Annotated in this window: 26 protein-coding genes, 1 tRNA gene and 2 pseudogenes; 12 read left to right on the top strand and 17 right to left on the bottom strand. The window is 58.9% G+C overall.

Annotation, left to right across the window (positions count from 1 at the left end; genetic code table 11):
- Window positions 1-382: 382 nt before the first annotated feature.
- Both AB7M23_RS19535 and AB7M23_RS19530 read right to left on the bottom strand, forming a co-directional pair.
- Window positions 383-997 carry a LysE family transporter gene (locus tag AB7M23_RS19535; protein ID WP_454241764.1) on the bottom strand — a complete coding sequence of 205 codons (615 nt, stop codon included), beginning with the start codon at window positions 995-997 and terminating at the stop codon, window positions 383-385.
- Between the two features lie 68 nt (window positions 998-1,065).
- A complete protein-coding gene (locus AB7M23_RS19530) occupies window positions 1,066-1,293 on the bottom strand; it encodes a hypothetical protein (protein ID WP_102051489.1) in 228 nt (75 codons plus the stop codon).
- Between the two features lie 249 nt (window positions 1,294-1,542).
- Between AB7M23_RS19530 and AB7M23_RS19525 the strand changes: the two genes are divergently transcribed.
- A complete protein-coding gene (locus tag AB7M23_RS19525) occupies window positions 1,543-2,043 on the top strand; it encodes a hypothetical protein (protein WP_454241763.1) in 501 nt (166 codons plus the stop codon).
- 168 nt (window positions 2,044-2,211) lie between these two features.
- On the opposite strand, the gene AB7M23_RS19520 is transcribed toward AB7M23_RS19525, so the two are convergent.
- The 13 genes and pseudogenes from AB7M23_RS19520 to AB7M23_RS19460 form a co-directional block, all read right to left on the bottom strand.
- Window positions 2,212-2,856: a helix-turn-helix transcriptional regulator gene (locus tag AB7M23_RS19520; protein WP_454241762.1), complete on the bottom strand. Its 645-nt coding sequence runs from the start codon at window positions 2,854-2,856 to the stop codon at window positions 2,212-2,214.
- Window positions 2,857-2,917: 61 nt separating this feature from the next.
- Window positions 2,918-3,565 carry a hypothetical protein gene (locus AB7M23_RS19515; RefSeq protein ID WP_454241761.1) on the bottom strand — a complete coding sequence of 216 codons (648 nt, stop codon included), beginning with the start codon at window positions 3,563-3,565 and terminating at the stop codon, window positions 2,918-2,920.
- Window positions 3,566-3,832: 267 nt separating this feature from the next.
- Window positions 3,833-4,249 (bottom strand): glycine zipper domain-containing protein, encoded by a 417-nt coding sequence (locus AB7M23_RS19510; RefSeq protein WP_454241760.1) that lies wholly within the window; start codon window positions 4,247-4,249, stop codon window positions 3,833-3,835.
- A gap of 70 nt (window positions 4,250-4,319) precedes the next feature.
- Window positions 4,320-4,505, bottom strand: coding sequence for a hypothetical protein (locus tag AB7M23_RS19505; RefSeq protein WP_454241759.1), 186 nt, complete (start codon window positions 4,503-4,505; stop codon window positions 4,320-4,322).
- 185 nt (window positions 4,506-4,690) lie between these two features.
- Window positions 4,691-4,775, bottom strand: a tRNA-Leu gene (locus AB7M23_RS19500).
- Between the two features lie 110 nt (window positions 4,776-4,885).
- The gene (locus AB7M23_RS19495) at window positions 4,886-5,143 is read right to left on the bottom strand and encodes a hypothetical protein (RefSeq protein ID WP_454241758.1); all 258 of its coding nucleotides are present in this window, start codon (window positions 5,141-5,143) and stop codon (window positions 4,886-4,888) included.
- A 487-nt stretch (window positions 5,144-5,630) separates the two neighbouring features.
- Window positions 5,631-5,828, bottom strand: coding sequence for a carbon storage regulator CsrA (csrA, locus tag AB7M23_RS19490; protein WP_065761791.1), 198 nt, complete (start codon window positions 5,826-5,828; stop codon window positions 5,631-5,633).
- A 309-nt stretch (window positions 5,829-6,137) separates the two neighbouring features.
- Window positions 6,138-7,226 (bottom strand): molybdenum ABC transporter ATP-binding protein, encoded by a 1,089-nt coding sequence (gene modC / locus AB7M23_RS19485; protein WP_454241757.1) that lies wholly within the window; start codon window positions 7,224-7,226, stop codon window positions 6,138-6,140.
- 2 nt (window positions 7,227-7,228) lie between these two features.
- Window positions 7,229-7,910, bottom strand: a pseudogene (modB, locus tag AB7M23_RS19480) (molybdate ABC transporter permease subunit).
- Window positions 7,910-8,668: a molybdate ABC transporter substrate-binding protein gene (gene modA, locus AB7M23_RS19475; protein WP_454241756.1), complete on the bottom strand. Its 759-nt coding sequence runs from the start codon at window positions 8,666-8,668 to the stop codon at window positions 7,910-7,912. Before modA ends, modB begins: the two are co-directional and overlap by 1 nt.
- An 81-nt stretch (window positions 8,669-8,749) precedes the next feature.
- Window positions 8,750-9,823, bottom strand: a complete 1,074-nt coding sequence (locus AB7M23_RS19470) for an NAD(P)H-dependent flavin oxidoreductase (RefSeq protein WP_454241755.1) — start codon at window positions 9,821-9,823, stop codon at window positions 8,750-8,752.
- 39 nt (window positions 9,824-9,862) lie between these two features.
- Window positions 9,863-10,033 carry a hypothetical protein gene (locus AB7M23_RS19465; protein ID WP_454241754.1) on the bottom strand — a complete coding sequence of 57 codons (171 nt, stop codon included), beginning with the start codon at window positions 10,031-10,033 and terminating at the stop codon, window positions 9,863-9,865.
- A gap of 2 nt (window positions 10,034-10,035) precedes the next feature.
- Complete coding sequence (locus AB7M23_RS19460) at window positions 10,036-10,341, bottom strand: DUF1883 domain-containing protein (protein ID WP_065761796.1); 306 nt, start codon at window positions 10,339-10,341, stop codon at window positions 10,036-10,038.
- A gap of 154 nt (window positions 10,342-10,495) precedes the next feature.
- Between AB7M23_RS19460 and AB7M23_RS19455 the strand changes: the two genes are divergently transcribed.
- The 7 genes and pseudogenes from AB7M23_RS19455 to ahpF all read left to right on the top strand — a co-directional run bounded on the left by AB7M23_RS19455 (window position 10,496) and on the right by ahpF (window position 17,799).
- Window positions 10,496-10,846, top strand: a complete 351-nt coding sequence (locus tag AB7M23_RS19455) for a hypothetical protein (RefSeq protein ID WP_454241753.1) — start codon at window positions 10,496-10,498, stop codon at window positions 10,844-10,846.
- Between the two features lie 160 nt (window positions 10,847-11,006).
- The gene (locus AB7M23_RS19450; protein WP_454241752.1) at window positions 11,007-11,657 is read left to right on the top strand and encodes a c-type cytochrome; all 651 of its coding nucleotides are present in this window, start codon (window positions 11,007-11,009) and stop codon (window positions 11,655-11,657) included.
- Window positions 11,654-12,566 (top strand): annotated as a pseudogene (locus AB7M23_RS19445) (c-type cytochrome). The gene AB7M23_RS19450 and the pseudogene AB7M23_RS19445 overlap by 4 nt, the downstream one beginning before the upstream one ends.
- Window positions 12,567-12,755: 189 nt before the next feature.
- Entirely contained in the window at window positions 12,756-13,595 is an 840-nt protein-coding gene (gene galU / locus AB7M23_RS19440) for a UTP--glucose-1-phosphate uridylyltransferase GalU (RefSeq protein WP_065761837.1), read from the top strand.
- Between the two features lie 103 nt (window positions 13,596-13,698).
- Window positions 13,699-15,054, top strand: a complete 1,356-nt coding sequence (gene gorA / locus AB7M23_RS19435) for a glutathione-disulfide reductase (RefSeq protein WP_454241751.1) — start codon at window positions 13,699-13,701, stop codon at window positions 15,052-15,054.
- Window positions 15,055-15,554: 500 nt separating this feature from the next.
- Window positions 15,555-16,118 carry an alkyl hydroperoxide reductase subunit C gene (gene ahpC, locus AB7M23_RS19430; RefSeq protein ID WP_099775108.1) on the top strand — a complete coding sequence of 188 codons (564 nt, stop codon included), beginning with the start codon at window positions 15,555-15,557 and terminating at the stop codon, window positions 16,116-16,118.
- Window positions 16,119-16,236: 118 nt separating this feature from the next.
- A complete protein-coding gene (ahpF, locus tag AB7M23_RS19425) occupies window positions 16,237-17,799 on the top strand; it encodes an alkyl hydroperoxide reductase subunit F (RefSeq protein WP_102051497.1) in 1,563 nt (520 codons plus the stop codon).
- 98 nt (window positions 17,800-17,897) lie between these two features.
- Here the strand turns inward: ahpF and gloA are convergent, their stop codons facing one another.
- Window positions 17,898-18,419: a lactoylglutathione lyase gene (gene gloA, locus AB7M23_RS19420; RefSeq protein WP_454241750.1), complete on the bottom strand. Its 522-nt coding sequence runs from the start codon at window positions 18,417-18,419 to the stop codon at window positions 17,898-17,900.
- Between the two features lie 227 nt (window positions 18,420-18,646).
- A complete protein-coding gene (locus AB7M23_RS19415; protein ID WP_099776696.1) occupies window positions 18,647-19,006 on the bottom strand; it encodes a histone-like nucleoid-structuring protein, MvaT/MvaU family in 360 nt (119 codons plus the stop codon).
- A gap of 353 nt (window positions 19,007-19,359) precedes the next feature.
- Here AB7M23_RS19415 and AB7M23_RS19410 point away from each other — a divergent pair, with 353 nt between their 5' ends.
- The 4 genes from AB7M23_RS19410 (at window position 19,360) to AB7M23_RS19395 (ending at window position 24,483) form a co-directional block, all read left to right on the top strand.
- Window positions 19,360-20,649 (top strand): OprD family porin, encoded by a 1,290-nt coding sequence (locus AB7M23_RS19410; RefSeq protein ID WP_454241749.1) that lies wholly within the window; start codon window positions 19,360-19,362, stop codon window positions 20,647-20,649.
- Window positions 20,650-20,711: 62 nt separating this feature from the next.
- Window positions 20,712-21,452 (top strand): precorrin-6A synthase (deacetylating), encoded by a 741-nt coding sequence (gene cobF / locus AB7M23_RS19405; RefSeq protein ID WP_454241748.1) that lies wholly within the window; start codon window positions 20,712-20,714, stop codon window positions 21,450-21,452.
- Window positions 21,453-21,613: 161 nt separating this feature from the next.
- Window positions 21,614-23,656, top strand: coding sequence for a type VI secretion system Vgr family protein (locus tag AB7M23_RS19400; RefSeq protein ID WP_454241747.1), 2,043 nt, complete (start codon window positions 21,614-21,616; stop codon window positions 23,654-23,656).
- Window positions 23,653-24,483 (top strand): DUF4123 domain-containing protein, encoded by an 831-nt coding sequence (locus AB7M23_RS19395; protein ID WP_454241746.1) that lies wholly within the window; start codon window positions 23,653-23,655, stop codon window positions 24,481-24,483. Before AB7M23_RS19400 ends, AB7M23_RS19395 begins: the two co-directional genes overlap by 4 nt.
- Window positions 24,484-24,491 lie beyond the last annotated feature (8 nt).

The following is a 24,491-nucleotide window of genomic DNA, read 5'->3' as shown; positions in this document are numbered from 1 at the left end:
GCACGCAGCGAGGCTTTTTATAATGTGTGGTCTGTCAGCGCTTGAGCGAGACAGGGGGCCTGATGTGGCTGGCAGAACTTCGGCATGGCGACGACGGATCAGCGGTTCAGGTCGCCAAGCGGTTAAAAGTATCGCTAAAAACTAAAAATATCTACGTTTTTGATGGGCGCTGCTGAGGTTTGCGCGTGGCACGCAGCTACAACGCCTTTGGCAGGCATGAACAAGCACCGTACGCGGGTTCAGGAGATACTCTTGCAGTCACTTGGGAGAGGTCCCTCGGTGGCGACGGCACTATCTTCATTGCGCTATGTTTAGCCGCCAGCCCGGTCGCTGGCGGCTTTTTTTATGACGGTGACTCGAGGTATTTGAAACAGGCTGCGCTTCAGCGAAGTACTGCCAGTTTGATGCCAAATCCCAGCAGGCATGCGCCTGCCAGTTTTTCCAGGGCACTGGATACCTTCGGATTTGCACGCAAACGCTCGGCCAGAAAGTGAGTCAGCAGCACCGCTATCAGGCCATACAGAAGCGTGAGCACCGCGATTGTCACGGCCATGAAGGCAAACGTCACCAGTCCCTGGTGGCGTACCGGATCGACGAACAGCGGAAAAAACGCCATGTAGAAGACGATGGCCTTGGGGTTAAGCAGCGTGATCATCAGGGTTTGGCGCAGGTAACGGTTGGGCTTCATCTGCCGGAGAGGGGCTGTTCCCGGTTTTGCCAGCAGCATCCGTGCGCCCAGCCAGGCCAGGTAGGCTGCACCGAGCCACTGCACCAGATGGAAGGCTGCCGGGTAGGTGTTCAACAGTGCCGCAACGCCCGCGACCGCCAGCCACAACAACACCTGGTCACCGAAGATGACGCCGAAGGTGGCCGCGAGCCCGCCTTTTATTCCGCCCTTGCCGGTCGACGTGATCAAGGCGAAGTTACCTGGGCCGGGGATGGCCAGCAAGATAATGAAGGCAATGACAAAAGCGCTGTAGTCCGTTACACCAAGCATGAACATCTCCATCGGTATCTGCCGGCCAGAACAGTGTCTGGTTCAAGACAGGATACGCCTGTTGGGGTTTAATCTGACTTGCCCCGTACGATTTTTCCTTCTTTGATCTCGTCTGCGTAGGCTTTCAGCCTGTCAGAATCCTTGTACAGACGATTCATCAAGTGCAGTACCGCCACAACATCGACGTCTTTGACCCGCTCGGCGAGTTTGCTGATTTCCCCGGCGGTTCGTTCCAGGTTTGATGCAACCGCTTTCAGGTCGCGCTTCAGTTCACTGGTTGATTTCCTGGTGCCCATTCCTACCTCTCAAAACATCGTCAGGTGCTGTCACCTGGCGCTTGCTGGCCGCGGAGTGCCGCCGGTCAGAATACTCAGTCAGGTTTGAATTTTCATCTTCACGTTGAAACTTCCTACTCATGGTTGGCCTGATTTCAGTCATACAGTTGCATGCCTCCCAGAAGGATTTCCGGTTTTCCATTGTTGGCCCGTACCTTGCTCCAGACCTTCCTGCTGTCCTTACATCAGCGCGTCAAAGTGGAGGTTCATATGTCTATCTCTAAGTCTGTTTTGGCTCTGGCGATGGGTGCGGCTCTATCCGCGTCAACCGTGCTCATCCCTGACACGGTATCCGGGTTTTCGTCGGTGTATGCCAAGGATGGCGGCGGTGGCGGTGGCGGCCATGGTGGTGGTGGTGGTGGTGGTGGTGGTGGTGGTGGTCACGGTGGAGGCAGCGGCGGAGGAGGGCACGGCGGCGGTAGTGGCGGTGGTCATGGCGGTGGTCATGGTAGTGGCGGTGGTCATGGTAGCGGCAGTGGCCACGGTAGCGGTCACAGTGGCGATGGCGGCCACCATAGTGGTGAGGGTGCCTCGGGGCATTCCTCGTCGTCAGGGCGTTCGGGGGCTCATTCCGAGCCTGGAGATGATCATGGGGTACACAGCGCTAATGAGCCGGGTGACGACCATGGTGTACACAGCGCAAACGAACCGGGCGATGACCACGGTGTTCATCGAGGCGCAGAGCCAGGCGATGACAAAGGCGGGGCGTGACGACACCTGCTAGGTACCAGGCTGTAAAGCCTCTGGGGGCTGGTTTCGGGTTAGGTGCTCTTCAGGGTAGAGCATGTTTTTTGGCAAAAATACGCCATGCCCCCCATCAGCGGGTCACCCATTGATGGGGGTAATGTGCCCCGCAAACGCTTTGTTCGCCTGATCGGATCAACCGCTCGTCGCGTCGTTCTTCAGGGTGGCGGTGAATGGCTTCAGATGAAATGTGCACACTGTTGCCCCCCGAACCATGCACGTCAGGTGTTCAACCGTGCTGTGTCCCAGGCTGCCGATCAATGCCAGATCCAGTTCGCAGACCTCGGGGTGGGTTTCGGCCAGGTGATGGAAGACACAGTTGTGCGCGACAATTTCTTTTTCGCCACCGGAACGGAAAAAGACGTTGGCTTCATAGCCTGCGTTGTTCATGTGTTCGACGATTTTTTCTTCTTTAATCGCCTGTTGTTCAAGGTCGGCTGCCATCTTGCTACCCAGATTGCGCATCAGGGTGATCAGGCCGTCATGGCCGACGAGCGTGGCAACCTCACCAATGACCAGGCTGGCCAGCAGGTGGTACTGGCGGGGAAACAGCTCCTTGCCCCGGTCAGTCAGTTGGTGCAACTGCTCGGGTCTTCTGCCGGTCGGTCGCGTTTGCCCGCGTGCGACCAGGCCGTCGCGCTCCAGTGCGGCCAAGTGCTGACGCACAGCGGTGCGTGTGATCGTCAGGGCATGCGCCAGCTCATCGATGCTCATGCCGGAAGGCTGATAGAGCAGGGCGCTGAGCAGGTCCTGTTGGGTGCGGCCCAATCCTTGAAGCATTTAGTTGGATCTCCACTCGATAAGTTCGGGCGAGGCGCCAGAGACACCCCGCGCGGCTTGCTCAGAACTTGTCCGGGAACTGTTTGACCAGTGCGGCGGTGAGGGTATCGGCCAATGTCAGGATATGTTCGCGCATAGCCATCCAGGTTTTGGCTTCGGCAGCGTAGTCCTTCATGGCCAATTGATCGATCTGGGCTACATGATGCCCGCCATGAGCACTGAGCATGGCCACCAACGAAGCTTCAGGCAGGTTTGGGTTGGCCTTGGCCAGGAACGCAGCTATCGCTTTGGCATTGCTGGTGAGCTCGTTTACGGCGGTGTCCTTGCCCGCGGCATTCTTACTTACCGTTGCGTCACTGTAGTGTTTCACTGCCCCCCAGTGCCCCGCCAGCAGTTTGAGCAACTGATCAGCGGCGGGTTGGCCATAGAGCGGTGCCAGGCTGTTGGCAATACGGGTAGCATTTGCGACGACTTCTGTACTGGCGACTGTGGCTTGCTTGCTGTCGCCGGCCTGGTTGGCAATCGCGTAGTTTCTGATCCAGAAGATATGTTCGACCCACAAGTCCCGTAATGCCAAGCGTGTGCTAAGTGCAGCGGGCTCACTGGCGACAGGTTTTGCAGTGTGGTTGGCAGGTTCACCGTATGACGCACTCCAGGCGGGTTGTACGCAGAGCGCGAGCAACAGCATTGCCAGAATCTTGATGTTCATGACGGAATCCTCGTGGCATGGATGACCTTGCAATATCAATTAAAGCATAAAAATATGCCATTAACAGGTCGAGTGCATTTTTCCAGCAGGCGCACATCCAGGCAGGATTCTTTTGGGCGGGCAGGCATAAAAAAACCCGCACTGGGCGGGTCAAGGGAGATTCTGTAGGAGCGTTGCCAGAATAGGACGCTCGACGTGAACTGTTTGTGAAGAGGGTGTCGAGAAAACGCAAAACCCGGCGCCAGGCCGGGTTTGTGTCACGAGGGATCAATCGTGCTTGTGGTGACGTTTGTGCTTGTGTCGCTTGCCACCATCGTTGTTGTCGCCACCGTCGCCCAGATGGTTACCCAGTGCGCCACCCGCTGCGCCACCGAGGCCTGCGCCGATAGTGGAGCCGGTGGAACCGCCGATCTGGTGACCGATGATCGAGCCGCCCGCAGAACCGAGCCCGCCACCCAGGGCGGCTTCGGTGCGGTTGCCTTTCTTGGCGCCGACAGCACTGCCGGCCGCGCCGCCGACACCGGCACCGATCGCTGCGCCTGTGCTGCCGCCGATTTGCTGGCCGATGACATTACCCAAGGCGCCACCCAGGCCGCCGCCGACTGCGGCAGTACCATCGCCTGCAGCCAACGCGCATTGAGACAAGAGAAGACCTAGAGCAAGGGTAGGCAATGTAAAACGCATGATATGAGCCTCAGAAAAGGGGGCAGTGTTCAAATGGGCAGGTCGTTCAACAAACATGTCAGCGAGGGCCTTAGCGGTCCTCGTCCCGGTAGCGATCATCATGTCGGTGATGACGGCGGTGATCCCGGTCTTGCGAGTAGCGGTGGTCCTGATCGCGCCAGCCATCGTCATCCCGGTCATGGTAATGATGGTGATAACAGCCGGAGGACGCCAGGAGGGTGGCGATCAGGGCGAATTGTGAAAGGCGAGTCAGCACTGTTGTTTCCTTGATCCGCAGCGCGGTTTTCTAGTTGCAAGGCTCTGACAGTGTTTTCTGTTATTGGTTTCGGCAGGATGCCGCATTTGTAGGGTGTATGGAGCGGGTCGCCTAAAGGGCTGGATTACTGTTCTGGATGAATCGCAGGCAGCAAAAAGGCGCCTATCAAGGCGCCTTCTCTAATATGGTGCGAGTGGCGGGACTCGAACCCGCAAGGCTCACGCCGGCAGATTTTAAGTCTGCTGTGTATACCAATTCCACCACACTCGCATGCTCGATTTCTTTACTGCGCTACATCAAGCAGTTCAAAGCAAGCTACATCAAGCAACTCGGCGCAACTAATCAGTGGCGCAAAATCGAGGCGTCTTTATAACTCATCGTTATATTTGAGTCAACCGGGCAGGGGCTTTGCCCTGTTCAAGCTGTTGCTGCTCAATGCTCTGCGCCACGTCGCGCAGGTCATCAATAGAGGCCTGTAAGCCTGCTATTCGTCCCTGCATATCGGCGGCATCCTGTGCATGTACCGAGTGTTGCAGGTAGAGCGCATGGCCCGCTAACGTTGTCGCAACCTGCTCAAGTTTCTCGGCCGTGTGCTCCAAGTCGTCATGAATTCCCTTCATCCGCATGTCTGATACCAAGACCTTATCCTCTAGTCCCTTATCGGCAGTGGGCTTTGCTATGGCCGCGGGGGGACTATAGCAAGTTACCAGTGCCTGATCAGGTGTTTGCGCAGCGAAGGGAAGGCCGAGGGCCGGTGCGCGGACAATGGCAACTACGGTTTGCCACAGTTCGGTGGGTTGCAGCTTTTCTACTGCGGAACCTGGCAGGTGCGCGGGAATAGTGTTTACGGTCAGTGCTGAAGTCGGTTTGCCCGATGGTCAACGGTTACCGGCATTTGTGGCAGGCACACTCATCCCGCTGTTGTGGCTGAACCTGCGTGTTCCAGGACGAAATCCTGAGCAAGAGACGCCTCAATAGTCGGCTATTGGCTTTTCGCTCATGGGGCGGCACGTTGCAGTTGCAGGCGTTGATCGGCGCGCCGGGGCCTCCTGAAAGGCATGCGGTCTGCGGTCATGGCCGGTCGTCAGCGACCAAGCGCATCCGTGCGACTCGAGTCATGGGCTGTTAGTGCTGATCGTCTCCTTTCTCTGGTGCTGGGTTGCCAGCCTGGATGCGCTTGAAAATCTCTTCTCGATGCACTTGTACATCTTTGGGTGCATCAATGCCGATCCTCACTTGCATCCCCTTGACGCCGAGAATGGTGACCTTGATGTCATCATCGATAACGATGCTTTCGCCGACCTTTCGGGTGAGTATCAGCATGTATTTCTCCTTGGTAGCTTGAATTGCCTGGCAACATTGTCGCCCAGGCCGGTCGCGCACTATATGCGCTTCCTCTTTCCTTTATTAAAGACGCATTCGTTGAAAATAAATTCTCCGAGCAAAGATTCTGCTGCGTGTCTTTAGTCGCAGGAGGCGACTGGGCGGATGCAAACGTAGGAACGCACCTTTGCCCGCAGACGCAAGCATAGGGGGGTTCGACGAATATGGGAAATTTCTCTGCTAGGTATGAGCAAAATCTTAATATGCCGTATCCCAACAGCCTAGAATTTTAACCCGTGGCACGTGTGATCAGCCAAGCAAAGCCACTGATTTAATCTGCGCCCAAAGCTGCTGCCCTTCATGGATACCCAGTTGGTCGTATGAGAAGCGGGTAATGCGCGCCAGCAATGGCGTGCCACTGGCATCAAGGCTGATCAGTACGTGGGCGTCATTGTCGGCAATGCGGTGTTGACCAACACGCACGGGCAGGCGATTGAGGATGCTGGAATGGTCGTTTTCGACCAGGCTGAGGCTCACATCGCGCGCGCGGACCTTGACCCGCAGGTACGTTCCAAGCGCCAGCGGCGCATGAGTGACGCGCAGTTGCAAGGCTGTGCCGGGCAGATGCAGCCCCAGCAATCGATAGGCCGGGTCATAATGTGCGACGCTGCCTTCGATGATGACCCCGGCATCTTCGTCCTGCGCCAGCGGCAGGTCGATGCGCGCCAGTGTTGGCGCTATGGCACCGCTGGCCAGTACGCTGCCCTGTTCGATGATCACCAGGTGATCAGCCAGTTGTGTCACTTCGTCCAGCGCATGGCTGACGTACACCAGGGGAATCTCCAGTTCGTCGTGCAGACGCTCAAGGTACGGCAGGATCTCGCGCTTGCGCGGAGCATCGAGTGCCGCGAGCGGCTCATCCATCAGCAGCAGCTGCGGGCTGGTCAACAAGGCGCGAGCGATGCCTGCGCGTTGCCGTTCGCCGCCAGAGAGCGTATCAGGCTGACGCTCAAGCAGGTGGCCGATGCCAAGCAGTTCGCAGGCCTGCTCAAGCGCCACTTTGCGCTCAGGGGGCGGGGTGCGGCGCTGTCCGAACTCCAGGTTGCCGCGCACTGACAGATGGCTGAACAGGCTGGCTTCCTGGAACACGTAGCCAATGGAACGCTTGTGCGCGGGCAGGAAGTACTGCCGGCGTGAGTCTTGCCAGACCACGCCATTGACCTCGATATACGCTTCTTCCGCTCGCTCAAGGCCTGCCAGGCAACGCAGGCAGGTTGTCTTGCCGGAGCCGGAGTGACCGAACAGGGCGCTGATCCCGCGGCCGGGCAACTGCAGGTCGACGTTCAGTTCAAACGCCTTCCAGGCCACTTTCAAGCGGGCATGAATCATGGGGTGCATGTTTAGCTCCAGCCCGGTTTTTCACGGCGGCTGGCATACAGGGCCAACAACACCACAAATGAGAACACCAGCATGGCGCCCGCCAGCCAGTGTGCTTGCAGGTACTCCATGGCTTCCACATGGTCGTAGATCTGTACCGAAACCACGCGTGTTTTGTCGGGAATATTGCCGCCAATCATCAACACTACGCCGAACTCGCCAACGGTGTGGGCGAATCCAAGAATGCTGGCGGTGATGAAGCCGGGTTTGGCCAGCGGCAGTACTACGCTGAAAAAGGTGTCCCAAGGCCCGGCGCGCAATGTTGCCGCAGCCTCCAGTGGACGCTCGCCGATGGCGCTGAAGGCGTTCTGCAAGGGTTGTACGACGAAGGGCATGGAATAGATCACGGAGCCGATTACCAGGCCGCTGAAGCTGAACACCACAGTGCCCAGGCCCAGTGCCTGGGTGGCCTGGCCGATCAAACCATTGGGGCCCATCGCCAGCAGCAGGTAGAAACCGATGACGGTGGGCGGAAGGACCAAGGGCAGGGCGACGATAGCCCCAACCGGGCCGCGCAGCCACGAGCGGGTGCGTGTCAGCCACCAGGCGATGGGGGTGCCCAACAATCAGCAGAATCAGCGTGGTCAGGCTGGCCAGTTTGCAGGTCAGCCAGATCGCGGCAATGTCGTTGGCGTCCAGTGGCATTAGCGTGAGTAACCGTAGGCGGCAATGACGGCAGCAGCCTTTGGACCCTTGAGGTAGTCAACCAGCGCCTGAGCGGCTGGGTTGTCTTTGCCTTTGGCCAGAATCACGGCGTCCTGACGGATCGGTTCATGCAGTGCTGCGGGCACTACCCAGGCTGAGCCGCGGGTGATCTTGCCCTCCTGGTAAATCTGCGACAGCGCCACAAAGCCCAGTTCCGCATTGCCGGTGGCGACGAACTGATAGGCCTGGGTGATGTTCTGGCCCTCCACGAGCTTGGCCCGGGTTGCATCGGTCAGGTTCAGCTTCTGCAGTACTTGAGTGGCGGCAAGGCCATAAGGTGCGGCCTTGGGGTTGGCGATGGCCAAGTGCTGGAACTGGTTCTGTTTCAGCACGTTGCCTTTGGTATCGACATAGCCGTCTTTGGCTGACCACAGCGCGAGCGTGCCGATTGCATAGGTAAAGCGCGAGCCCTTGACGGTATCGCCCTCGGCTTCAAGTTTGGCCGGTGTGGTGTCGTCTGCGGCGAGGAACACCTCGAAGGGTGCGCCGTTCTTGATTTGTGCATAGAACTGCCCGGTGGCGCCGAAGGCTGTGACCAGCCTATGGCCAGTGTCTTTCTCGAATTCTTTGGCGATAGCCTGAATGGGCGCAGTGAAGTTGGCTGCCACGGCAACCTGCACGTCATCGGCCCAGGCGCTGCTGCTGGTAACCACGGCGGCCAGGAGGGCCAGGGCGAAACGGGGGGCTTTCATACGCATTAAACACGGCTCCGTGTGCTGAAGGGGTATCGCTATGTACGTAAATATATAGCGATACGCAGGTACACCGGAAGGATTGTTTCAGCGTGCGAGGAGCGCCAGGGCCTTGTCCGCCAACTGTTGGGTGAGTTGTGCAGCTGTCAGTTCAACGCCCAGCCTCAGCGCCTGGCCGGACCACAGGTTGCTGAAATCGGTATTACCCTGAGGTTCGCTGATTGCCCGCAGCGGCATCAAGGCACCACCTGCCAGTGGAAAGGCGGGTGCGGCGGGGTTCATCGGGCCAAGCTCACGCATGATGCGGGTAGTAATCCCGCGGGCCGGGCGCCCGGTGAACAGGTTGGTCAGTGCCGTATCGCTCTCCGCATGGGTGTGCAGGGCCTGGCGATGGGCAGCCGAGATCTTGGCTTCCGGGCAGAACAAGTAGGCGGTTCCCATCTGTACGGCTGAAGCACCCAGTGCAAACGCTGCAACGATGCCGCGTGCGTCGCCAATCCCGCCAGCGGCAATAACCGGGACCTGCACGGCATCAACAACCTGGGGGACCAGCGCCAGGGTGCCGACCTGGGTATTCAGGTCGCTGCTGAGAAACATGCCGCGGTGCCCGCCGGCTTCGTAGCCCATGGCAATGATCGCATCGCAACCCTGTTGCTCCAGCCACACGGCTTCAGCGACGGTCGTTGCGCTCGACAACACCTTGGCACCCGTTGCCTTGACCCGCTTTACCAGCTCGGCGTCTGGCAGGCCAAAGTGGAAGCTGACAACCGCCGGGCGGAAGGCTTCTACCAGCTCGCAGGCTGCGGCATCAAAAGGGGCGCGGTTTGAAACCGGTGTAGGCGCTTCGAAATCGGCGCCCAAGGCGTCGTAATACGGTTTTAATGCCTGTTTCCAGCGCGCATCGCGTTCACTGTCGGGTGTTGGCGAACGGTGGCAGAAGAAATTGACGTTAAGCGGGCGTTGGCTGGCCTGGGAAAAGGCCTGCAGCTCCTGGCGCATCTGCTCGATGCTCAGGGTTGCGCAGGGCAGGGAACCCAGGCCGCCAGCGTTACTGACAGCAATGGCCATGGCAGACCCCGTAGCGCCGGCCATCGGTGCCTGGATAATGGGCAGTTCTATGCCCAGCAAATCGAGGATACGGTTGTCTGGCCAGCGGCTCATTGCCCGGTTCTCCTTGTGGCGTAATGTGCAGTCCTGCGGTTAAAGCGCTCGGGTGACGCGAATTTCAGTGATGCGTTCGGCGTCTTCGCCGTGCATTGCCTTGAGTACAGCTCGAGCTTGTTCGAGCGAATCATCAGTCAGCTGGGCAAAGTCCCAGCGGCGTTGATCGTCGAGTTTGTAATGGATGACGTACTTGCGTGTGTCGCTCATGTTCAGCTCAGCTTTGAAGAAGATCGACGGATGATCTTGATGGAATGGGTGAACGTCGTCTTGCGTGAGGCGGCATTGTTCAGGCGCGGGCCGGCGGTATCGATGGTGATGTTCCAGAAGCCGGAACTGGGTACCGTGATTTTTGCCGGGAACCGGTCGAAAGCGCCACCGTGGTAGGTATGGCGACCACCATTCTTGAAGCTGCGGAAGTTGGCATCGCTCATCAGGCGAATATTGCAGCGCTGGGAACACTCGATAACGACAATGTCGTCCTCATTGAGATGTTCGCGCCGGTGTACAAATTTCATGTGGCTCTCCGCAACGGAACTTTTCGCAAATCAAAACGATACCACGATGTCGGTTACACTGTCGGCCTTCGCGCCAGACCTAGGAGAAATCTGCCAATCAAGGGAGCAAATCTGTCGGCGCGTGGTCAGAACTTTTTTCGATGGAGTGGTATCGATGAGATGGCTTGTCCCAGCGTTGGCAGTAACGCTGACTGGTTGTGCGAGTGTGGCAGAGCTTGAGCAAACCCCCGAGACCCTGGATGTTATTTCAGGCAAGTCGCCCCAGGCGTATGCCCATTGCGTCCAGCAAGCGCTGGCCGACAGTCGCGCACCTTTGCAACTGGAAGAGCGCCATGATGGGGTTCGCTTGATCGTGCCGCAAAAATTCTCCGCTGGGCCTGCAGCGGTATTCGATATTGAAAAACGTGGCAGTGGCAGCAGCATCAAGTTGTATGAACGCTTGAACAACTTCCCAATGCGTTTGGGGGATGTGAAAACCGCAGCCACGCACTGTATCTCGGGCTGAGGCCGGTGTTTCGATGATGGCCTCCAGATAGAACGATTCAGTGCGGTATCCCTCCTTTTCCAGTGTTAGCGCAATGTTTGTAGCGTGCGGTATATAGGCCTACTATCCATAGGCTTATATTTTATGTGCCTAAGCTAATAACTAGAAAATGGAGTTCGTGATGATCCCACTGGATCGAATCCTGGCGAGCGGCGCATTGCTGCTCTCGCTTCAGGTCGCGCAGGCTACGGAAGGTCAAAACGTTTTCACTCAAGGCGGCCAGAACCCCGCCGCCATGGCATGCATGGGCTGTCACGGCGCTGATGGCATGGGCATGGCAGCGGCCGGGTTCCCACGGTTGGCAGGCTTGCCTGCCGGCTACCTGAGCAAGCAACTGGCCGACTTTCGTAGTGGCAGCCGCAAGAACCCGATCATGGAGCCGTTGGCCAAGGCCCTGAGCACCTCGGAAATCCAGGCAGTCAGCGCTGCCCTGGCAGCCATGCCCACCCCGAAAACCCCGCTTGTCCGCCGTCAGCAGATGGCGAGCAGCCCAGATGAGAAGCTGGCGCTGTACGGCGATTGGGCACGCAGCATTCCTGGCTGTGTTCAATGCCATGGCCCTGGCGGCGTGGGCGTCGGCGAGCATTTTCCGCCACTGGTGCATCAGCCGGCCACCTATCTGGCGGCACAGCTCAACGCGTGGCGAGACGGCACTCGCAGCAACGATTCCAACCAGCTCATGGTTGGCGTAGCCAAGGCATTGAGTGACGACGAGGTCAAGGCGGTAGCGGAGTACTTTGCCAACCTTGGCAGCCAGGAGGGCAAACAATGACGCGCTTTATCTTGGCTTCGCTGGCATTGTCCATGGGCAGTGTTCACGCTGCACAGGTTGTCATGGAGGACCAGTCCCAGTTGAACGTGCCACCTGCCAGCACGGCAAAGGGCTTCGCTGCGCCTGCCGAACGTGAACTGCCGGACAACGCGTTTGGCAAGATGGTCCGTGATGGCTACGCCCTGTTCGTCGATACTCGGCGGCTGATGCCGAACTACGTCGGCAATGGTCTCAATTGCAGCAACTGCCACCTTGATCAGGGGCGCCTGGCCAACTCGGCCCCGCTGTGGGGGGCGTACCCCATGTACCCGGCCTATCGCAAGAAAAACGACAAGGTCAACACCTTCGCCGAGCGTATCCAGGGGTGTTTTCAGTTCAGCATGAATGGCAAGCCGCCTGCAGCGGATAGCCCGGAAATGACCGCCTTGTCGGTCTATGCCTACTGGTTGGCCAGCAAGGCGCCGATTGGCGTCGAGACACCCGGGCGTGGTTACCCCGACGTACCGGAACCTGCTCAGGGTTACGATTTCAGTCGGGGCGAGCAGGTGTACAAGGATCAGTGCGCGGTGTGTCATGGCAACAACGGTGAAGGCCAGAAGGTTGCCAGCGATTATGTGATGCCGCCACTTTGGGGCAAGGATTCCTACAACTGGGGGGCGGGCATGCAGCCGGATCAATACGGCCACCTCGTTCATCAAGCACAATATGCCCTTGGGCAAGCCCGGCAGCCTCTCGGACCAGCAAGCCTGGGACGTGGCGGCTTACATCAACAAACACGAGCGCCCTCAGGATCCACGGCTGATCGAAGGCTCCATCGAGAAGACCCGTCTGAAGTTCCACGCCAATGATGGCGTGAACCTGTATGGGCAAAAGGTCGAGGGTGTCTTGATTGGTCAAGGCACTGAGTAAGCACAGCCCCTGCCATTTTGTGCCTGTCGAGGGTGATCGGCAGGTGCAATATTTACCTGGCCAGGGAACTATCTACACTGGTATTTCTCTATTTGGCATCGGCTAACCGTGGGTGGGGCATTGTAAGGTGACCGCCGCCTGATTAGACTGCGCCGAATTTCGTACGCACAGCCCTTGTTAAGGACTTTTATGATCAAAAAATGCTTGTTCCCGGCAGCCGGTTACGGCACTCGCTTCCTGCCAGCAACCAAAGCCATGCCCAAGGAAATGCTGCCGGTGGTGAACAAGCCACTGATCCAGTACGGCGTTGAAGAGGCGCTGGAGGCAGGTCTGAACGAGATCTCCATCGTTACCGGTCGTGGCAAGCGTGCTCTGGAAGACCATTTCGACATCAGCTACGAGCTGGAAAACCAGATCAAGGGCACCGACAAGGAAAAGTACCTGGTCGGTATTCGCCGCCTGCTCGACGAGTGCTCGTTCTCCTACACCCGTCAGACCGAAATGAAAGGCCTGGGCCACGCGATCCTGACCGGTCGTCCGCTGATCGGCGACGAGCCGTTTGCCGTAGTACTGGCCGACGACCTGTGCGTCAACCTGGAAGGCGATGGCGTGTTGACCCAGATGGTCAAGCTGTACAAGCAGTTCCGCTGCTCGATCGTGGCCATCCAGGAAGTCGATCCTTCGGAAACCAACAAGTACGGTGTGATTGCCGGCGAGATGATCCGTGACGACATTTACCGCGTCCACAGCATGGTCGAGAAGCCAAAGCCTGAAGATGCGCCGTCGAACCTGGCCATCATTGGTCGCTACATCCTGACGCCGGACATCTTCGACCTGATCGAGCAGACCGAGCCAGGCAAGGGTGGCGAGATCCAGATCACCGACGCCCTGATGAAGCAGGCGCAGAACGGCTGCGTAATGGCCTACAAATTCAAGGGCAAGCGTTTTGACTGCGGTGGTGCCGAAGGCTACATCGACGCCACTAACTTCTGCTTCGAAAACTTCTACAAGACCGGCAAGGCCTACTGATTTGTTGGCGTAACCGTTGAAGTCGAAAAAGCCACCTTCGGGTGGCTTTTTTGTTCCTGGCTGTCGCCGGGGTTATGCTGATGGCCTGCCAAGGAGACCTGAGATGGCCTACGATTTTGATCTGTTCGTGATTGGTGCCGGTTCCGGCGGTGTGCGTGCGGCACGCTTTGCCGCGGGTTTCGGTGCAAAGGTGGCGGTTGCCGAAAGCCGTTACCTGGGGGGGACCTGCGTAAACGTTGGCTGCGTGCCGAAAAAACTGCTGGTCTACGGCGCTCATTTCGCCGATGACTTTGAGCAAGCCAGTGGTTTTGGCTGGTCACTGGAAGATGCACAGTTCGATTGGGGGCAATTGATCGCCAACAAGAACCGTGAAATCGAGCGGCTCAATGGTATCTATCGCAACCTGCTGCTGAACAGCGGCGTGACCTTGCTTGAGGGGCATGCGCGGCTGACCGGGGCCCATGAAGTGGAGGTCGACGGGCAGCGTTACAGCGCCGAGCACATTCTGATCGCTACCGGTGGCTGGCCGCAGATTCCGGACATCCCGGGTAAAGAGTTGGCTATCAGTTCCAATGAAGCTTTCTACCTGAAGGACCTGCCCAAGCGCGTGCTGGTGGTGGGTGGCGGTTACATCGCGGTAGAGTTTGCCGGTATTTTCCAAGGGCTCGGTGCCAAAACTTCGCTGCTCTACCGAGGGGACCTGTTCCTGCGCGGCTTCGACGGTGCCGTGCGTGAGCACCTGAAGGAGGAACTGGAAAAGCGCGGCATGGACCTGCAGTTCAATACTGAAATTCGCAGTATCGAGAAACAGGCGGACGGAAGCCTCAAGGCCACCCTCAACGATGGCCGCGAACTGATCGCCGATTGCGTGTTTTACGCCACCGGGCGTCGTCCGATGCTGGATAACCTGGGCCTGGAAAACACCGGTGTCGAGCTTGATTCGCGCGGCTTCATTCGCGTCGACGAACTGTTTCAGACCACTGAACCATCGATTCTGGCGATTGGTGATGTGATCGGACGTGTGCAATTGACCCCGGTGGCGCTGGCCGAGGGTATGGCCGTGGTGCGGCGCCTGTTCAAGCCTGAGCAGTACCGTAAGGTTGACTACCAGAACATACCGACAGCGGTGTTCAGCCAGCCGCCGATTGGCACTGTTGGCCTGAGCGAAGAGCAGGCGGTCGAGCAGGGCTATGAGGTGAGTATTTTTGAAAGCCGTTTCCGGCCAATGAAACTGACCCTCACTGAGTGCCAGGAACGCACCTTGATGAAGCTGGTAGTCGATGCCAAGACGGACCGCGTCCTTGGCTGCCATATGGTTGGCCCGGATGCTGGCGAGATCATCCAGGGGCTGGGCATTGCACTGAAGGCGGGTGCGACCAAACAGCAATTTGACGAAACCATCGGTGTGCATCCAACGGCTGCCGAAGAGTTTGTGACCATGCGCACGCCGGTTCGCTAACCGTCGCCCATTGCAGGCACCTGTGTTGGAGCGGCCTTTGTAGCAGGCTTGCCTGCGATGGCGTCGGTGGGGTGGCAGTAAGTGCGCGGCGTCTGCATCGCGGGCAAGCCCGGCTCCTACAGGCTGTTTAGCTTTTGTTGGAGCTGGCTTGCCTGCGATGGCGTCGGTGGGGTGGCAGTAAGTGCGCGGCGGCTGCATCGCGGGCAAGACCCGCTCCTACAGGCTGTTTAGCTGTTGTTGGAGCTGGCTTGCCTGCGATGGCGTCGGTGGGGTGGCAGTGAGTGCGCGGCGTCTGCATCGCGGGCAAGACCCGCTCCTACAGGCTGTTTAGCTTTTGTTGGAGCAGGCTTGCCTGCGATACAAACAGAAATCTTCTATTAATCGCTTCGGCTTATAGCCAAAACCAATCGGCGGCATCAGCTTTGCCAATGAGCGATTTTTTCGATAAGTGACTAGGATTCTCTCCATCAGATTTCTCAACCCCTGAAGGAGCGTCACTCATGCCTATCATCAATAGCCAGGTCAAACCGTTCAACGCTACCGCTTACCACAACGGCAAGTTCGTCGAGGTGTCGGAAGCTGACCTGAAGGGCAAATGGTCTGTAGTATTTTTCTACCCGGCCGACTTCACCTTCGTCTGCCCAACCGAGCTGGGCGACCTGGCCGACAACTACGCCGAATTCCAGAAGCTGGGCGTAGAGATCTATGGCGTGTCCACCGACACCCACTTCACCCACAAAGCGTGGCACGACACCTCGGACACCATTGGCAAGATCCAGTACCCGCTGATCGGTGACCCAACCCACGTCATCTCCCGCAACTTCGACGTGCTGATCGAAGAAGCCGGTCTGGCTGACCGCGGTACTTTCGTGATCAACCCGCAAGGCCAGATCAAAATCGTCGAGCTGAATGACGGCGGTGTCGGTCGTGATGCCAGTGAGCTGCTGCGCAAGGTCAAGGCCGCTCAGTATGTTGCCGCCCACCCAGGTGAAGTCTGCCCGGCCAAGTGGAAAGAAGGCGAAGCCACCCTGGCGCCATCGCTGGACCTGGTCGGCAAGATCTAAGACCGTGAACCAGCCGAGGGCGGTCTACCGCACCTGACGTTGTCACCGCCCCGCAAAACGCCCGGGCGCTTTCGCCCGGGCGTTGTTTTTTCTACTGTTTAAAAAAGGAATCGCCCGTATGTTGGACGCCACGCTTAAAACTCAGTTGAAGTCCTACCTGGAGCGGGTCACTCAGCCGATCGAGATCGTTGCTTCCCTCGACGACGGCGCGAAGTCCCGTGAATTGCACGACCTGCTGCGCGAAATCGCCAGCCTGTCGAACCTGATTACCTTGCGTGAGGATGGCAGTGACGCCCGTCGCCCGTCGTTCTCGCTCAATCGCCCTGGCGCCGATATCAGCCTGCGTTTCGCGGGTATACCCCTGGGGCACGAATTCACCTCGTTGGTGCTGGCGCTGCTGCAGGTCGGCGGTCATCCGTCCAAGGCCGGCGCCGAAGTGATCGAGCAGATTGGTGCGCTCAAGGGTGAGTTCAACTTTGAAACCTACTTCTCGCTGTCCTGCCAGAACTGCCCGGATGTGGTCCAGGCGCTTAACCTGATGGCGGTACTCAATCCGAGCGTGCGCCACGTCGCGATCGACGGCGCGCTGTTCCAGGATGAAGTCGAGTCACGCAAGGTCATGGCCGTGCCAAGTGTGTACCTCAATGGTGAGGTCTTCGGTCAGGGTCGTATGGGGCTGGAGGAGATCCTCGGTAAACTCGACACCAGCGCCGGTGAGCGTCAGGCCGAGAAGATCAATGCCAAGGATGCGTTCGATGTGCTGGTGGTCGGTGGTGGCCCGGCCGGTGCTGCAGCGGCCATTTACGCAGCGCGCAAGGGTATTCGTACCGGTGTTGCTGCTGAGCGTTTTGGCGGTCAGGTACTGGATACCATGGCAATCGAGAACTTTATCTCGGTGCAGGAAACCGAAGGGCCGAAGCTGGCTACGGCGCTGGAGGAGCACGTCAAGCAGTACGACGTCGACATCATGAACCTGCAGCGTGCCGACGCGCTGATTCCAGGAACCGATGGTGGCCTGCACGAGGTGCGCCTGGCCAGTGGTGCGTCGCTCAAGGCCAAGACCGTCATTCTTGCTACTGGTGCGCGCTGGCGTGAAATGAACGTCCCGGGGGAGAAGGAGTACCGCAGCCGCGGTGTCGCCTATTGCCCGCACTGCGATGGCCCGCTGTTCAAAGGCAAGCGCGTGGCGGTGATCGGTGGTGGCAACTCCGGTGTGGAAGCGGCTATCGACCTGGCGGGTATCGTTGCTCAGGTCACCCTGATCGAGTTTGACAGCCAACTGCGTGCCGATGCGGTACTGCAACGCAAGCTGCACAGCTTGCCCAACGTCAAGGTCATCACCAGCGCCTTGACGACTGAAGTCCTGGGCGATGGGCAGAAGGTCAGCGGCTTGCGCTATAAGGACCGCACGACTGAAGTGGTGCATGATCTGGCGCTGGAAGGGATCTTTGTACAGATCGGCTTGCTGCCCAATACCGATTGGCTCAAGGGCACCGTTGAACTGTCCGCGCGTGGCGAGATTGTGGTCGATGCCCGCGGTCAGACCAACCTGCCAGGTGTTTTTGCCGCCGGTGACGTGACCACTGTGCCGTACAAGCAGATTGTCATTGCGGTCGGTGAGGGCGCCAAAGCATCACTGGCAGCCTTTGATCACCTGATTCGTACCTCGGCGCCAGCCTGAGGCCTAGCCTGACCATTACCGAAAGCGCTTCTACCCCAGGAGGGTGGAAGCGCTTTCGGCTGTCTGTGCCCCTGTGACGCAAGCGCCCGGGGCATCGCTTAGAATTCAGTAGGCTGAATGATCTCGACCCAGTAATCGTCCGGGTCCTTGATGAAGGCCAGATGCTTCATGCGGCCATCGCTCAGGCGCTTCTGGAAGGTGACACCCAGTGCTTCAAAGCGTTCGCAGGCCGCGCGGATGTCCGGTACCGAAATGCAGATATGGCCAAAGCCGCGCGGATCGGTGTTGCCATTGTGATAGGCGAACGCAGGATCATTCTCGGTGCCGTGGTTGTGCGTCAATTCAAGGATGCCAGGAATCGACTTCATCCACTCGTTACGTGCTGCTGGATCGCTGGGGATCTGCGCCTTGTCGACCAGGGCGAGGAAGTACAGGCTGAATTCAGCTTCCGGGAAATCGCGCTTTTCCACCAGGCTGAAGCCCAGTACACGGGTGTAGAAGTCCAGGGATTTGGCGACATCCTTGACCCGCAACATGGTGTGGTTGAACACGAAGTTTTGGGTCGCAGCGTCCGGTTGTGCAGTGACGCCAGGAAGTGTGTCGAGATGTTGCAAGCTCATGGGCTCTCCGCAGAAAAGGCTGGCACGGTGGTGCCAGCGAAACGGTCAGACGGCCATGATACGGAAGTGAAGCGATTGCGCAAACGGTTTGCGCCCTGCAGACGGGGGTCGGCAGGGCGCAATCAAATAAGTAGCCCGCCGGAGCGGGCAAATGGGGCGCTAGTCCTTTAGCAGCTTTCATCCTGGAAGAGATGATGTGAAAAATATGTGAAGTAAAAGGGCGTTTTTCAGTGGCGTACCCAGCTCTCGACCGTCTGCGCACCGTACTGTTGTTTCCAGGCTTTCAGGCCACGGTGATTGCCCCCTTTGGTTTCGATCAACTCGCCGGTGTGGGGGTTTTCGTAGACTTTTACCACGCGTGGACGACGTTGCCGGACAGTGGCGGGCGATGTCTTTTCGGCTGCTTTGGGATCGAGTATTTCGATCACATCGCGCAGGCTCTTGCCATAGCTGTTCATCAGGCCGACAAGTTTCTGCTCGAACTCTATTTCACGTTTTAGGCCGGCATCCTTTTTCAAGGCCTCCAGTTGAGCAAGCTGTTCCTGGAGCGCTCTTTCGGCAGCACGAAACTCAGCAAGTCGGGACACAATCATTACTCCTCTTTATCTGCAATGGCGTTGTATGCACGGCCATCATTAGCGTATTGAAAAGCACAGCGGTCGCAGGGGCATGGCGTCATAGTAATAATCAGTGTAGTCAATAAATAACGCGCCGCGGTTAGGCTTTTATAATGACGGTGTGCAGAACTATTGAACTACAGCGCTTTCCGCTATTTGAGGATTAGTCGAGCGGCCGAGGTGTCTAGACCAAGGTCCAATGGCCCGTTCTAGAGCGGTTTGGTGATAATTTAAGGTCGCCGCAGGTGGTATGTCGGTGCATGTGGCCGGTGCCAGGAAGGGCGCCGGTTGGTTCTTTGCCTTTATTCGGATTGTCGTAACTCATGTTCCCCCCCTCTCCATTTGTCCAAGGGCGCCATCTGGCGGGCCTAGTGGCCCTGTTTGCCGGTTTTTCGGCCCAGGCCGCCGGTTTTCTTGACGACACCAGTGCCAAAGTCGAGGCACGTAATGTCTATTTCAATCGCGACTTTCGCGATGGTCACACCAGCTCGCAACAGGGGGGCTCAAAACGTGAAGAGTGGGCTCAGGGCTTTATCCTGAATGTGCAATCCGGTTATACCGAAGGGCCTGTCGGGTTTGGCGTTGATGCACTGGGCATGTTCGGTTTCAAGCTCGACTCCAGCCCCGGCGACAGTAACAGTGGACTGTTGCCTTCCAGTGGCCACAACCCCCGGCATTCTGCGGACCAGTATGCAAAGTTGGGCGTAGCGGGGAAAGTGCGCTACTCGAACACCGTGCTCAAGTACGGTGCGATGATGCCCGATGTGCCGTTGCTCAAGTACAACGATGGCCGTTTGTTGCCAACCATGTTCCACGGCACCCAGTTGACCTCTGAAGAGGTCAAGGACCTCAAGTTCATGGCGGCGCGCCTGGATCGCTACACCGCGCGGGATTCGACCGATGCACAAGAGATTCGCGTACATTGCAAGAACAAGCGCTACGCCTGCGATACCAAGGCCGATCACTTTGACATGGCTGGGGTCGACTACCGTTTCAATGAGCGGCTCACGGGTCAGTATCAGGTTGCGACCCTGGACGACATCTACCGTCAGCACTTCCTGGGCGTGCTCGCCAGCCAGCCCCTGAGCGTGGGCAGCCTGTCGGCAGACCTGCGGCTTATCAAGAGTGACGACATCGGCGCAGCCAAGGCTGGCAGTATCGATCACCGTGCGTTCAGCGGCATGCTGGGCTACGGCCTCGGCGGGCACAAGCTCAGCGCTGGCTGGCAGCGTATGTATGGCGAAAACGCCATGCCGTACCTCGATGGCAGTAATCCGTACCTGGTCAACTATTCTCAGGTCAACGACTTTGCCGCCGCTCAGGAGCGTTCCTGGCAACTGCGCTACGACTATGACTTCAAGGCACTGGGTGTTCCGGGGCTGACCTTTTTCACCCGCTACATCAACGGCGACAGTATCAAGGTGCCGGGCAGCCAGGCCGAAGGCAAGGAATGGGAGCGCGATACCGAGTTCAAGTACCAGGTACAGAGCGGTACGTTCAAGGATGTCAGTGTGCGCCTGCGTAACGCTACCTACCGCAGCAACTACGAAAAATTTGCCCGCGACATGGACGAAACCCGGGTGATTGTCAGCTACAACTTCTCGTTGCTGTAAACGGCTTTGCCAGGAATACGCGGCCGTTCGACAATGGCCGTGTATTCCTGGGAGCGACAGTGATGAAACACCTGCTGCTGATCGGCATCGGCCCGGGCAATCCCCGACAGATCACGCTGGAAGCCATTGATGCACTGAACCGCGCCGACGTCTTTTTCCTGCTGGACAAGGGGGCGGGCAAGGATGACTTGCTGCGTTCGCGCATGGAGCTGCTTGAGCAGCATGTGCATCGGCCTTACCGGGTGGTTGTGGTTGATGACCCGCTGCGTGACGCCGGGGCACCGGATTATGTCGAGGCGGTACAGGGCTGGCACCGCCTGCGCGCGTGCTTGTATGCGCGACTGCTGGCAGATGAACTGCAGCAGGGGGAATGCGGCGCTTTCCTGCTATGGGGCGACCCTGGGCTGTATGACAGTACATTGCGCATTCTCGATCTGATCGAAGCGCGGCACTTTTCCCTTGAGGTCATTCCCGGCATCAGCAGTGTCCAGGCGCTGGCTGCGCGTCATTGCATCCCCTTGAACCGCATTGGCGAGCCCTTGCAGATACTGCCCGGTCGGCGTTTGGCTGATGTGTCGCCAATTGAAAACGTGGTGGTGATGCTCGACGCCCACTCGGTCTTTGCCACGCTGGACGATCCGCAGTTGCACATCTATTGGGGCGCTTATCTGGGAACGGATGATGAAATCCTGATCCAGGGGCCGTTGCTGGAGGTCAAGGCACAGATCCTTTCCCGGCGCGAGCAGGCCAGGGCCAGCAAAGGCTGGATCATGGACACCTATTTGCTGCGACGGCTGTACTAAAACAGGCCACGCAATTCTGTTTAGCGACGCGTCTGTCGCAGAGTTCAGACGCATCCTACATCCTTCTGAAAACACCCCTGCTAGCGTCAAATCCCTTCGTATGTGGGGTGCTCATGCTTGCACGAGCGCCTCGCCCATCACCGTCGCGATAGGGACAAGGGATGTTCTCAGCCGCCAATCACGCGCACTTCAGCCTGACGATCGATGACCTTCAGTACGACCTTCAGGTGCTGTCATTCACCGGCACGGAAGCCATCAGCACACTCTTTGCTTTTGACGTGGCCTTGGTCAGCGAGCGCGCAGACCTTGAGCTTGAAACCTTGCTGCACAAGCAGGCTTTCCTGGCGTTCAACGCGCAGGGCGCCGGCATTCACGGGCAGGTTTACCGCGTTTCGCAGGGCGATGCAGGCAAGCGCCTGACCCGCTACAACCTGAGGCTGGTGCCGCAACTGGCCTACCTCGGGCTGCGCCGCAACCACCGGATTTTCCAGCAGCGCACGCTGGCGCAGATCATCGCTCAGGTGCTTGAGGAACACGGCATCCTCAGCGATGCCTACCAACTGCACCTGGAAAAGACCAGTACCCCACGGGAGTACTGCGTGCAGTACGGCGAGTCCGACCTGCACTTTCTGCAGCGCCTGTGTTTCGAGGAGGGCGTCAGTTATACCTTCCGGCACAGCCGCGCCGGGCACACGATGGTGTTCAGTGACCACCAGACCTTTTTCCCCAAACTCGGCCAGCCCACCCCCTACCAACAGGACAGTGGCCTGGTGGCCGACGAGCCGGTAATCAGCCGTTTCAACGTGTGCGTGGAAGCGCGCACCCGGCGCACGCTCTGGCGCGACTACGACTTCGAGAAATCCAGCTTCGTGCTCGAGGCCGAGCGTCAGGCTGATACGGCCTACCTGGAGCCGAACCCGGAGGATTACACCTACCCCGGTGGTTTTCTGCAGGGCGAGGAGGGCAAGCGACTCAGCCAGCGTGCCCTGGAACGCCACCGGGCCGAGCACCGGGTAGCGCAGGGCCGAAGCGACCAGCCGAGCCTGGTGACGGGCCATCTGCTGGAGCTGTCCGGCCACCCGTGCCAAGCCTGGAACGACCTGTGGCTGCTGACTGAAATTCAGCATCAAGGCAAGCAACCGCAAGTGCTGGAGGAGAGCATGACTGCCGACTGCGCGGCGGCGGATGATGGCTTCTCGCAGGGCTATCGCAACCACTTTACCGCCACCCCCTGGGACGTGTTCTACCGTCCGCAGCAGGCGTACCACAAGCCCCGTGTGCTGGGCAGCCAGACGGCCCGGGTTACCGGCCCGAAAGGCGAAGAGGTCTATTGCGACGCCTATGGCCGGGTCAAGGTGCAGTTCCACTGGGACCGCGAGGGCCAGCACAACGACCAGAGCAGTTGCTGGCTGCGGGTCGCCTCGGGCTGGGCCGGCAATGGCCACGGCAGCGTCAGCATTCCACGGGTGGGCATGGAGGTATTGGTGGTCTTTTTGGAGGGCGACCCGGACCGTCCGCTGGTCAGCGGTTGCCTACCCAATAGCCTCAACCCGGTGCCCCATGCCTTACCGGCGAACAAGACCCGCAGCGTGTTTCGCAGCCGCAGCACACCGGGTGGTGGTGGCTACAACGAACTGCATGTGGAGGACCGCAAAGGCCACGAACTGATCTACCTGCGCGCCCAGCGAGACCTGGAGCAGAAGGTCGAGCGTGACAGCCGGCTGGAGGTGGGCGGTGAGTACACGGCCCGGGTCGCGGGCAACAGCATCACGGTACTGGAGGCGGAGGAGCACCACACGGTCAAGGCGGATCGCAAGGTTCAGCTCAAGGCCAGTGAGTACCTGGACGTGGGGGCCAGCAGCCACACCCGGATCGGGCAGACGCTGGTGGTGGAGGCGGGGCAACAGATACACCTGAGCTCCGGGTTGAAGGTAGTGCTTGAGGCCGGGGCCAGCCTCACCTTGAGGGCGGGAGGCCACCACCTCGTCATCAGCGCCGGAGGGATATTCAGCAGTACGGAAATTCAACTGGGCGGTGCACCCATGACCGGCACGGCTGCAGCCTCGGTGTTGCCTGGGCTGCCGCTTCTCAGCCTGCCGACCTACCTACCGCAAGTGCAGGCGGGCTCACTGTCGCCAGAAACAACCTGTGACTGCGGTGGTTTATGCGAGTGCCCAGTTCATCAATCAGGGAAGCCAGCATGATCACATCCATTACTTCGCCGTTCGAGGCGCCTGTTGCGTCGGGAACCCTGTGCGTCATCCTCGACGCCTGTTTCGACATGAACCTGCCGACCACCCTCCAGCATGCCTATGGCTACACCGCCGCTTGTTGCGCGCCATTGTTCGAGGGCACGCCCTACGCCGGGCTGCAAGCCGCGGGCCCCTATGTGCTGCGCTGCCCGGCCCATGGCGAACTTGCCGACTACGCCCGTGGCCTGCTGGAGCGGGCCGATGCCGGTTATGTGGCGTACCTGGCAGACGACGCCACCCTTGCGCAGGCCGTGGAGCATTGGCGCAGCCTGCTGACGATGCGCACCAATACTTCCCTGCGGATGCTGCGTTTTTTCGATCCACGCTGGCTCGAACCGTTGCTCACCAGCTTCGACGACCGTGAGCGGGCGCATTTCATCGGCCCCTGCACTGACCTGGCCTGGCGCAACGAACTTGGCTGGCGTCACTGCACGAACCCTTACCCCGAGTGGGACGGCGAACTGCGTGCGCCGGGTTGGCTGTACCTGAGCCAGGCGCATCAGGCAGGGCTGGAGCAGCGACAACTTGAGGTGCTGGCGCAACGCCTGGCCCAGGACTATCAGCGGGCGTTACCCATGCGTGAACCGGTCGAGTTTGTGCTTCGACAACTGCTGGGTGCCCGGCAGGCGGGGTACTCGCACAGGCTTGATATGGAGCGCTGGTTACGGATAGCGCTGGTCAAGGGCGACCACTTCTGGCGTAACACGCCACACGCTGAATATCTGGTGCGTAATGACCTTGCCGGTGCGGACAAACTCAGCGCGCTTGAACGCCTCTAATTGGAATA

It is taken from the genome of Pseudomonas sp. HLS-6 TE3448, from assembly GCF_053629555.1.
This window is presented reverse-complemented; position numbering and strand designations above follow the sequence as displayed.

Coding starts and splice junctions, on each gene's coding strand:
- AB7M23_RS19535 (WP_454241764.1), bottom strand. CDS start 997: ATGCTTGGTGTAACGGACTACAGCGCTTTTGTCATTGCCTTCATTATC.
- AB7M23_RS19530 (WP_102051489.1), bottom strand. CDS start 1,293: ATGGGCACCAGGAAATCAACCAGTGAACTGAAGCGCGACCTGAAAGCG.
- AB7M23_RS19525 (WP_454241763.1), top strand. CDS start 1,543: ATGTCTATCTCTAAGTCTGTTTTGGCTCTGGCGATGGGTGCGGCTCTA.
- AB7M23_RS19520 (WP_454241762.1), bottom strand. CDS start 2,856: ATGCTTCAAGGATTGGGCCGCACCCAACAGGACCTGCTCAGCGCCCTG.
- AB7M23_RS19515 (WP_454241761.1), bottom strand. CDS start 3,565: ATGAACATCAAGATTCTGGCAATGCTGTTGCTCGCGCTCTGCGTACAA.
- AB7M23_RS19510 (WP_454241760.1), bottom strand. CDS start 4,249: ATGCGTTTTACATTGCCTACCCTTGCTCTAGGTCTTCTCTTGTCTCAA.
- csrA (WP_065761791.1), bottom strand. CDS start 5,828: ATGCTGATACTCACCCGAAAGGTCGGCGAAAGCATCGTTATCGATGAT.
- modC (WP_454241757.1), bottom strand. CDS start 7,226: ATGCACCCCATGATTCATGCCCGCTTGAAAGTGGCCTGGAAGGCGTTT.
- modA (WP_454241756.1), bottom strand. CDS start 8,668: ATGCGTATGAAAGCCCCCCGTTTCGCCCTGGCCCTCCTGGCCGCCGTG.
- AB7M23_RS19470 (WP_454241755.1), bottom strand. CDS start 9,823: ATGAGCCGCTGGCCAGACAACCGTATCCTCGATTTGCTGGGCATAGAA.
- AB7M23_RS19465 (WP_454241754.1), bottom strand. CDS start 10,033: ATGAGCGACACACGCAAGTACGTCATCCATTACAAACTCGACGATCAA.
- AB7M23_RS19460 (WP_065761796.1), bottom strand. CDS start 10,341: ATGAAATTTGTACACCGGCGCGAACATCTCAATGAGGACGACATTGTC.
- AB7M23_RS19455 (WP_454241753.1), top strand. CDS start 10,496: ATGAGATGGCTTGTCCCAGCGTTGGCAGTAACGCTGACTGGTTGTGCG.
- AB7M23_RS19450 (WP_454241752.1), top strand. CDS start 11,007: ATGATCCCACTGGATCGAATCCTGGCGAGCGGCGCATTGCTGCTCTCG.
- galU (WP_065761837.1), top strand. CDS start 12,756: ATGATCAAAAAATGCTTGTTCCCGGCAGCCGGTTACGGCACTCGCTTC.
- gorA (WP_454241751.1), top strand. CDS start 13,699: ATGGCCTACGATTTTGATCTGTTCGTGATTGGTGCCGGTTCCGGCGGT.
- ahpC (WP_099775108.1), top strand. CDS start 15,555: ATGCCTATCATCAATAGCCAGGTCAAACCGTTCAACGCTACCGCTTAC.
- ahpF (WP_102051497.1), top strand. CDS start 16,237: ATGTTGGACGCCACGCTTAAAACTCAGTTGAAGTCCTACCTGGAGCGG.
- gloA (WP_454241750.1), bottom strand. CDS start 18,419: ATGAGCTTGCAACATCTCGACACACTTCCTGGCGTCACTGCACAACCG.
- AB7M23_RS19410 (WP_454241749.1), top strand. CDS start 19,360: ATGTTCCCCCCCTCTCCATTTGTCCAAGGGCGCCATCTGGCGGGCCTA.
- cobF (WP_454241748.1), top strand. CDS start 20,712: ATGAAACACCTGCTGCTGATCGGCATCGGCCCGGGCAATCCCCGACAG.
- AB7M23_RS19400 (WP_454241747.1), top strand. CDS start 21,614: ATGTTCTCAGCCGCCAATCACGCGCACTTCAGCCTGACGATCGATGAC.
- AB7M23_RS19395 (WP_454241746.1), top strand. CDS start 23,653: ATGATCACATCCATTACTTCGCCGTTCGAGGCGCCTGTTGCGTCGGGA.